This window comes from Coprococcus sp. AM11-30B, assembly GCF_027674365.1.
In the GTDB taxonomy this organism is placed as follows: Bacteria; Bacillota; Clostridia; order Lachnospirales; family Lachnospiraceae; genus Allocoprococcus; species Allocoprococcus comes.
Map to the genome: position 1 here is coordinate 63,614 of NZ_JAQDVB010000020.1, position 7,215 is coordinate 70,828.

The following is a 7,215-nucleotide window of genomic DNA, read 5'->3' on the forward strand; positions in this document are numbered from 1 at the left end:
CTCCTACACAATACGCTTAAATTTCTTTTCCAGTTCCCGCTTTGTCATCGCAATGATCGTTGGTCTGCCATGCGGACAATGATATGGATTATCCAGGGACAACAGTTCATTGATCAGTTCATCCATTTCTGCATAGGACAGCTTCATATTTCCTTTGACAGCCGCCTTGCAGGACATGGACGCAATCTTCTCATCAATCAGCTCTGGTTCCAGACTGGTCGATAACCCATCCGACAGGGAATCCAACATTTCAAGAAGCAGTTCCTTTTTGGCGATTCCAAACAGATTATCCGGAATTGCGCGAACTGCGTACTCGTCACCACCAAATGGCTCAATTTCAAACCCGATTGCCGTAAAGCGGTCTTTAAATGTCTCCAACACATCGATCTCCTGCATAGAAAGGCTCAGGATGATCGGTGGGCTCAAGTATTGTGAAGTATACTCTCTCTTCTTCATTCCTGCAAGGGTCCTTTCATAAAGGACTCTTTCATGTGCGGCATGCTGGTCTACAATATAGAGGCTGTCACGATACTGGATCAGCCAGTAGGTTTCAAAGACCTGTCCGATGATCCGGTATTCCTGTCTTGCCTCTTTCTTTAAAATCTGCTCTTCAAACAAATCTAACTGTTTTACTTTTTTTGCTTTCAAATCCTTCAAAAACAGATTTGACTCTGTTTTTTCCGGATCGCACTCTGTTTTTTCTTTGCTTTTATCAGAATACGCTCTGTTTTCTATTCCTTTATTCTGGATATCTACAGCCGGATTTTCATCTAATGCAGCCATCTTTGACTCTTTAGCACCGATATTCTTCTCTTGATCTTCTTTTGCTTCTGCAAGATGACTGGCATAAACCCGTTCTCTCATCTTCTGCATAAAATAATCCAGCTTTTCGTCACCGGTTGAGACTGTCTTTTCTGTACTTATCTGTATCTGAAGTTCTGCTGACGGCATCTCTGACTGCGACCAGGATTCCGCTCGCTCTGCCCCCTCCTGAACGGAACTCTTTCGCATCTTGGATGAAGTGCCATCTGTCCGATATGGATTCCCCGCATCTCTTATAACAGTTTTCTTTTCCTGTCTTTTTTCAGACATTCCCGGTACTTTGATCTCAGACATTTCCACTTCCGGAATCAACTCCGGCTCATGCAGTCCCTTACTGATCGCTTCATAAAGCAGATTGTAAATCCCCTGCTGGTTACTGAACCTAAGTTCCATCTTGGATGGATGCACATTTACATCAATTTTTTCCGGATTGATCTCAATCTGGAATGCAACAAACGGATAACGATGCTGCATCGTAAAATCTTTGTATCCATCTTCAATCGCTTTTGCAAGAATACTGTTCCTTACATAACGCCCGTTGACAAAATAATTTTCAAAATTTCGATTTCCACGGTTAATCACTGGCTTTCCCAGATATCCGGACAGCCTTACACCATCTTTTTCAAATTCCAGTGGGATCAGATTGTTCGCAATTTCCCGTCCGTAAATGTGGTAAATGACATCTTTCATCTTCCCGTTCCCGGAAGTATGCAGCTTTACCTGTCCATTGTTGATAAACCGGAAGGAAATATCCGGATGGGAAAGGGCAAGTCTGGTCAGCAGATCACTGATATGGCTTGCCTCTGTCATCGGCGTCTTTAGAAATTTGCGTCTGGCAGGTGTATTAAAAAACAGCTGACGCACCAGAAAGGTCGTCCCATCCGGCGCTCCGGTCTCCTCCGGCGTTCTTCCTTTTCCGCCTTCTATGATATATTTTGTCCCAAATACGTCTTCTCTTGTCTTTGTGATCAGTTCCACTCTTGCAACTGCCGAAATACTCGACAACGCTTCTCCGCGGAACCCAAGAGAAGACAAATGTGTCAGATCCTCTGCACTGCGGATTTTGCTGGTCGAATGGCGCAGAAATGCATTTTCCACGTCCTGTTTCGCGATCCCACAACCATTATCCGTAATTCGTATCAGAGAAATCCCGCCCTCTTCAATCTCCACAGTCACCGCTGTAGATCCTGCGTCAATCGCATTTTCCACCAGCTCTTTCACAACAGAAGCCGGGCGTTCAATCACTTCCCCGGCTGCTATCTTATCAATTGTAATCTGATCCAGCAATTCTATATGCGGCATTCGATTCTTCTTTCCTTTCTCTTATGGATCAGCCTACCATCTGTTCCGCAGCTTATTCTGCAGCTGATACAGTTTGTTCATGGCATCCATTGGCGTCATATGGCTGATATCCAGTTCCTTTAACTCATTTAACACATCATCATCTTTTACGGTATCAAACAGAGAAAACTGTGTCAGATCCACCTCATCCAGCTTCTTCTGCGTTTTTTTCTTCGTCTCACTTCCCTGTACCGCAATATCCTTTACTTTTCCGGTAATATCCGCTGTCACCAGCTCTTCTACGATCTCTTTGGCGCGGTTAATGACCGGATCCGGCACTCCTGCAAGCTTTGCGACCTGGATACCATAACTCTTGTCTGCTCCACCCTTTACGATCTTACGCAGGAATACGATATCATCACCTTTTTCCTTGACCGCAATACAATAGTTGTTGACATTGCTAATCTTGCCTTCCAGCTCGGTAAGCTCATGATAGTGGGTTGCAAATAAGGTCTTTGCCCCAAGAAGCTTGCTGTTGCTGATATACTCGACAACCGCCCAAGCAATACTCAATCCATCAAAGGTACTGGTTCCTCTTCCGATCTCATCCAGGATCAGAAGGCTCTTGCTTGTCGCGTTTCGCAGAATATTTGCCACTTCGTTCATTTCCACCATGAAGGTGCTCTGTCCGCTTGCCAGGTCATCTGACGCTCCCACACGGGTAAAAATGCGGTCCACAAGTCCGATATTTGCTGAAGACGCTGGCACAAAGGATCCCAGCTGTGCCATCAGTACGATCAGCGCAGCCTGACGCATATAGGTGGATTTTCCAGCCATGTTTGGTCCGGTAATGATGGAAATGCGCTGTTTTTTATCATCCAGATAAGTATCGTTGGCAATAAACATATCATTCGGGATCATCTTTTCCACCACCGGATGTCGCCCATCACGAATGTCGATCACGCCCTTTTCATTGATCTTTGGCCGTACATAGTTGTTGCGCTCGGCAACCAGTGCAAGAGAAGCTATCACATCCAGCTTTGCAACTGCCTTTGCTGTTCTCTGTATCCTGGTTAACTCTGCTGCGATAGTATTTCTCACCTCACAGTAAAGCTCATATTCCAGTGCACAGAGTTTATCCTCTGCTCCCAGAATCGTATCTTCCAGCTCTTTCAGTTCTGGAATGATATAACGCTCCGCATTGGCAAGGGTCTGCTTTCTTGTATAATAATCCGGAACCAGATCTTTGAACGAATTGGTAACTTCCAGATAATAACCGAATACTTTATTATAACGGATCCGCAGGTTTTTAATCCCGGTCTTTTCCCGTTCCTTGGTCTCCAGATCAGCAAGCCAGTTCTTTCCTTCGGATTTTGCTTTTCGAAGACGATCCACTTCTTCATTATAACCGTCTTTGATGACCCCGCCTTCTTTCATGGCAAGCGGCGGTTCTTCCTGAATCGCCCGTCCGACCAGATCACAAAGTTCTTCCAGCGGATCCAGTTCTTCATAAATTTCTTTTAAAAGGTCACTCTCCATATCCTTTAATATGCATTTTACCGACGGGAGCATGGAAAGGGAACTCTGAAATGCAATCAGGTCTCTTGGATTTGCTGACTGATAGGTGATTTTCCCGACCAAACGCTCCAGATCGTACACCGGATTCAAATATTCCCGGATTTCTTCTCTGCAAATAGCATTGTCCTTCAATTCCGCAACTGCATCCAGCCTTTTGACAATGGATTTCTTGTCGATCAATGGCTGTTCTACATATTTCCGAAGGGTTCTCGCCCCCATTGCCGTCTTTGTCTTATCCAGTACCCACAGAAGGGATCCTCTTTTCTGCTTTTCACGCAAAGTCTCAACCAACTCCAGATTACGCCTTGTAGCACTGTCCAGAACCATATAATTACCCGTTGCATAACGTGTCAGACGGCTCATATGAGACAGGGAATTCTTCTGCGTCTCTTCCAGATACTTTAAAAGCGCACCGGACGCGATCATCCCACATTCATAGTCCGAAAGTCCAATACCTTCAAGAGAAGCCACCTTAAAATGTTCCTGCAAAGTTTCCCGGCAGAGCGCATCATCAAAATACCATGCTTCCAGTGAATAAATTGCCATATGCAGACGGTTTTTCAGATCATCCAAATCCAGTCCACTCATGTAAAATGCTTCATTGCAGACAATCTCAGACGGCATAAATTTGTAAAGCTCATCCATCAGTTTTGTCTGGGAATCCAGTTCTGTCACCAGATATTCCCCGGTTGTAACATCCGCAACCGAAAGTCCGTACCGGTCTGCCATATAGACAATACACATAATGTAATTGTTCTTTGTTTCATCCAGTCCCTGAGTATCCAGGTTGGTTCCAGGTGTTACTACACGGATAACTTCCCGTTTTACAATTCCTTTTGCTGTTTTCGGATCTTCTACCTGCTCACAGATTGCTACCTTATAGCCTTTTGATACCAGACGGTTCAGATAACTGTCAACTGCATGGTACGGGATTCCGCACATCGGTGCCCGTTCTTCCAGTCCGCAATTCTTTCCAGTCAGAGTAATTTCCAGCTCTTTTGATGCTGTGAGAGCATCGTCGAAAAACATTTCATAAAAATCTCCTAAGCGGTAAAAAAGGATACAATCCTTGTATTCCTCTTTTGTCTGCATATATTGCTTCATCATCGGTGTTAGTTCCCCAATCATATCAAAATCTCCTTATTTTACAAGGGTTTCAGCACTTTCTGTTTTTTTCTACACGGTTTTTACACGGTTTTCTAAACTTTCGTACTTTCTTCCCTAATAGCCTTTTGCATATTTATCCGCGTGTTTGTTATAATTATTCTCTTTTTTATCTGTCAGCCTACGAGAAAACCATCGTATCTTTGCTTCCTCGCAGGCTCAGTTATTTCCATTTGTAACTTCTAGGTATTTTACATTTTTTCTCGTATTTTATCAAATTCTTTATTCACAAAATTCTCCTCAAGGTGTGTATAATATTTCATCATTTTTATATGTTTATGCCCTATATAAGATTTACATCTTTCATACTCTCTTATATAGTTTTGTACAGTCCTAGGTTTCACTTTTCCAACCACATATAACTCCATCCACTCATCAAACCAATCATTTAACGTTTTTTTGCTGGCATCAGTCTGCAATCCTAGATTATATTGTTCTAATATTTTTTCTCTCTTTTGTTTTACTTCTTCTAAACTTTTACTGGATGCATATATAGGTTTGTCATTTCCTTTAATATACACACGTGCTTGATAGGTTCCATTTCTCAGTTGAGTAATTCCTTTCCCCAACTCTTTCCCATTTAAGGCTTTAGCCATGATACTCATCCATCCTTTTTCTTCTTTCTAACAGACAGATGACTACCTATTTGCTTACCTGTTCCATCTTAACAAATTTTTAAATTCTTTTCAAGATAAGCTAAAAATTCAACATCTATCTGATAAGAAAATCTCATTTTATTTTTCGGTTCCCAGAATAACAAATAGTCCTTATTATCACTCCCTTCTGTTTGAATATGGCATAAAGCACAAAAATTGGAACCAGGTTCCAATTTTCGCACATAATCCTTTATTATTTTTATGTCATACCTTTTTCTGTACACAAATATATTAAGCCGAAACAAATCTAGCATTTATGCATACAAATCAAATATCTCCTGAATACAGTTTTTCATTACTTCATTGGGCAAATTTCTAATAAACTCTTGCTGCCACTCATTTCTTATTTCGTATTTATCTTGTAACACATATTTATCCATAGAATTTCCACATACTAAATTCTGCTCAACAATATCCGCAAGTTTCAGTAGCAGATCTTTATACTTCATTTCAAATACAAATTTATATTCTTCAAATCCAAACGCTTCCAGCAAATAAGTAATTCGCTCAAAATTATATAAATCCATTATTTTTTCATCACAAATTCTCTTTCGGTCTTCCAAACTACACATACCAAGGAATAACAGCCTTTGCTGTTCTGCACACTTTTCCATATCTTTCTCCATATTTGAACTACATTGTATCTAATCTTTGCTCTCTTGTTATGTTTATTATAGTCGAATATTCGGCAATATGTAAGGTAATTGAAAACCCTATAATTAAATATAGAACACGCATGAAAGAGGTGATACATTTGTTTACCTATGCCCCATTATGGCAGACATTAAAAGATAAAGGTATTTCTCAATATGAATTGATCAAAACCTACCACATAAGCACCGGAACATTAGATGCTCTTAGGAAAAACAAAAGTGTTACCATGAATTACTCTACATGATATTTGTGTTATTTTGGATTGTCCTATAGAAGCGGTAGTTAAAATTGAAAAAGGAGATCAATAAACAGCTAGTTGCAAAATTTTTTTATTGCAAGTCAGCTGTTTTTTCAATTATTATATAAAGTTTTGCCAAATAGTTTTCGATTTACATTTAGTTTTCATGAATTATAATTTCTCACAGTATCCGAATAATCTGTTCATATATCAGTATTTCTCTCGGTCCAATATTCTTATTATCATGATAATGTCCAAAGAACCACTTTCATCTGTGCAATGTTCTGGATGATGATACTGCAGGAAATCCCTCTGGAACGCATGGTTGCCAGAATCTTGTCAAAGTCATCCGGCAATGCTACGTTTGGCCATTCATCCATAATGCAGTGTACCGGAATCGGAAGCCTTCCTCCGTACTTCCGGTCTACCACATAATACAGTGTCTGAAACAGATTGCTGTAAATCATGCCGACCAGATAATTCATACTGGTGTCCGCATCTGGAATACAGCAAAACAGTGCCACTTTTTTCTCCCCGATACTGTATAAGTCCAGTTCGTCTGTACAGGTCAGATTGGCGATCTGTTTCAGATTGAACGCTGTCAGACGGACACCAACAGAAATCAAAATCGACTTCGCAGTCTTGCCAGTAACAAAATGTCAATAGTTTTTTAATCACTTTTTTCAAAAAGGCAAAAAAAATAGAACGTATAGATTATTTCCATACGCTCTATCTCACATTTCATATTAAATTTTTGAATTCTACAGTCGAGTAGACTAAGACCTCTCAATCTTAGCCCCTCACAGATCCGTACGTGCGGCT

The 7,215-nt window shown here is 41.0% G+C and carries 5 protein-coding genes and 1 pseudogene; 1 reads left to right on the top strand and 5 read right to left on the bottom strand.

All coding sequences use genetic code 11. The features are described from left to right. Positions 1–3 precede the first annotated feature (3 nt). The 4 genes from mutL to PGU50_RS13495 all read right to left on the bottom strand — a co-directional run bounded on the left by mutL (position 4) and on the right by PGU50_RS13495 (position 6,115). Complete coding sequence (gene mutL, locus PGU50_RS13480; protein ID WP_270247184.1) at positions 4–2,124, bottom strand: DNA mismatch repair endonuclease MutL; 2,121 nt, start codon at positions 2,122–2,124, stop codon at positions 4–6. Between the two features lie 33 nt (positions 2,125–2,157). Then, a complete protein-coding gene (gene mutS / locus PGU50_RS13485) occupies positions 2,158–4,809 on the bottom strand; it encodes a DNA mismatch repair protein MutS (protein ID WP_330672540.1) in 2,652 nt (883 codons plus the stop codon). A gap of 227 nt (positions 4,810–5,036) precedes the next feature. Next, on the bottom strand, positions 5,037–5,441 hold the full coding sequence (locus PGU50_RS13490) for a hypothetical protein (RefSeq protein WP_270247185.1): 405 nt from the start codon (positions 5,439–5,441) through the stop codon (positions 5,037–5,039). A 314-nt stretch (positions 5,442–5,755) separates the two neighbouring features. Next, positions 5,756–6,115: a hypothetical protein gene (locus tag PGU50_RS13495; RefSeq protein WP_147356962.1), complete on the bottom strand. Its 360-nt coding sequence runs from the start codon at positions 6,113–6,115 to the stop codon at positions 5,756–5,758. Positions 6,116–6,237: 122 nt separating this feature from the next. Between PGU50_RS13495 and PGU50_RS18195 the strand changes: the two genes are divergently transcribed. Continuing rightward, on the top strand, positions 6,238–6,399 hold the full coding sequence (locus PGU50_RS18195) for a helix-turn-helix domain-containing protein (RefSeq protein WP_270247186.1): 162 nt from the start codon (positions 6,238–6,240) through the stop codon (positions 6,397–6,399). Positions 6,400–6,635: 236 nt separating this feature from the next. Here the strand turns inward: PGU50_RS18195 and PGU50_RS13505 are convergent. Further along, positions 6,636–7,025, bottom strand: a pseudogene (locus PGU50_RS13505) (type IV secretory system conjugative DNA transfer family protein); the annotation flags it as partial. Positions 7,026–7,215: the final 190 nt, after the last annotated feature.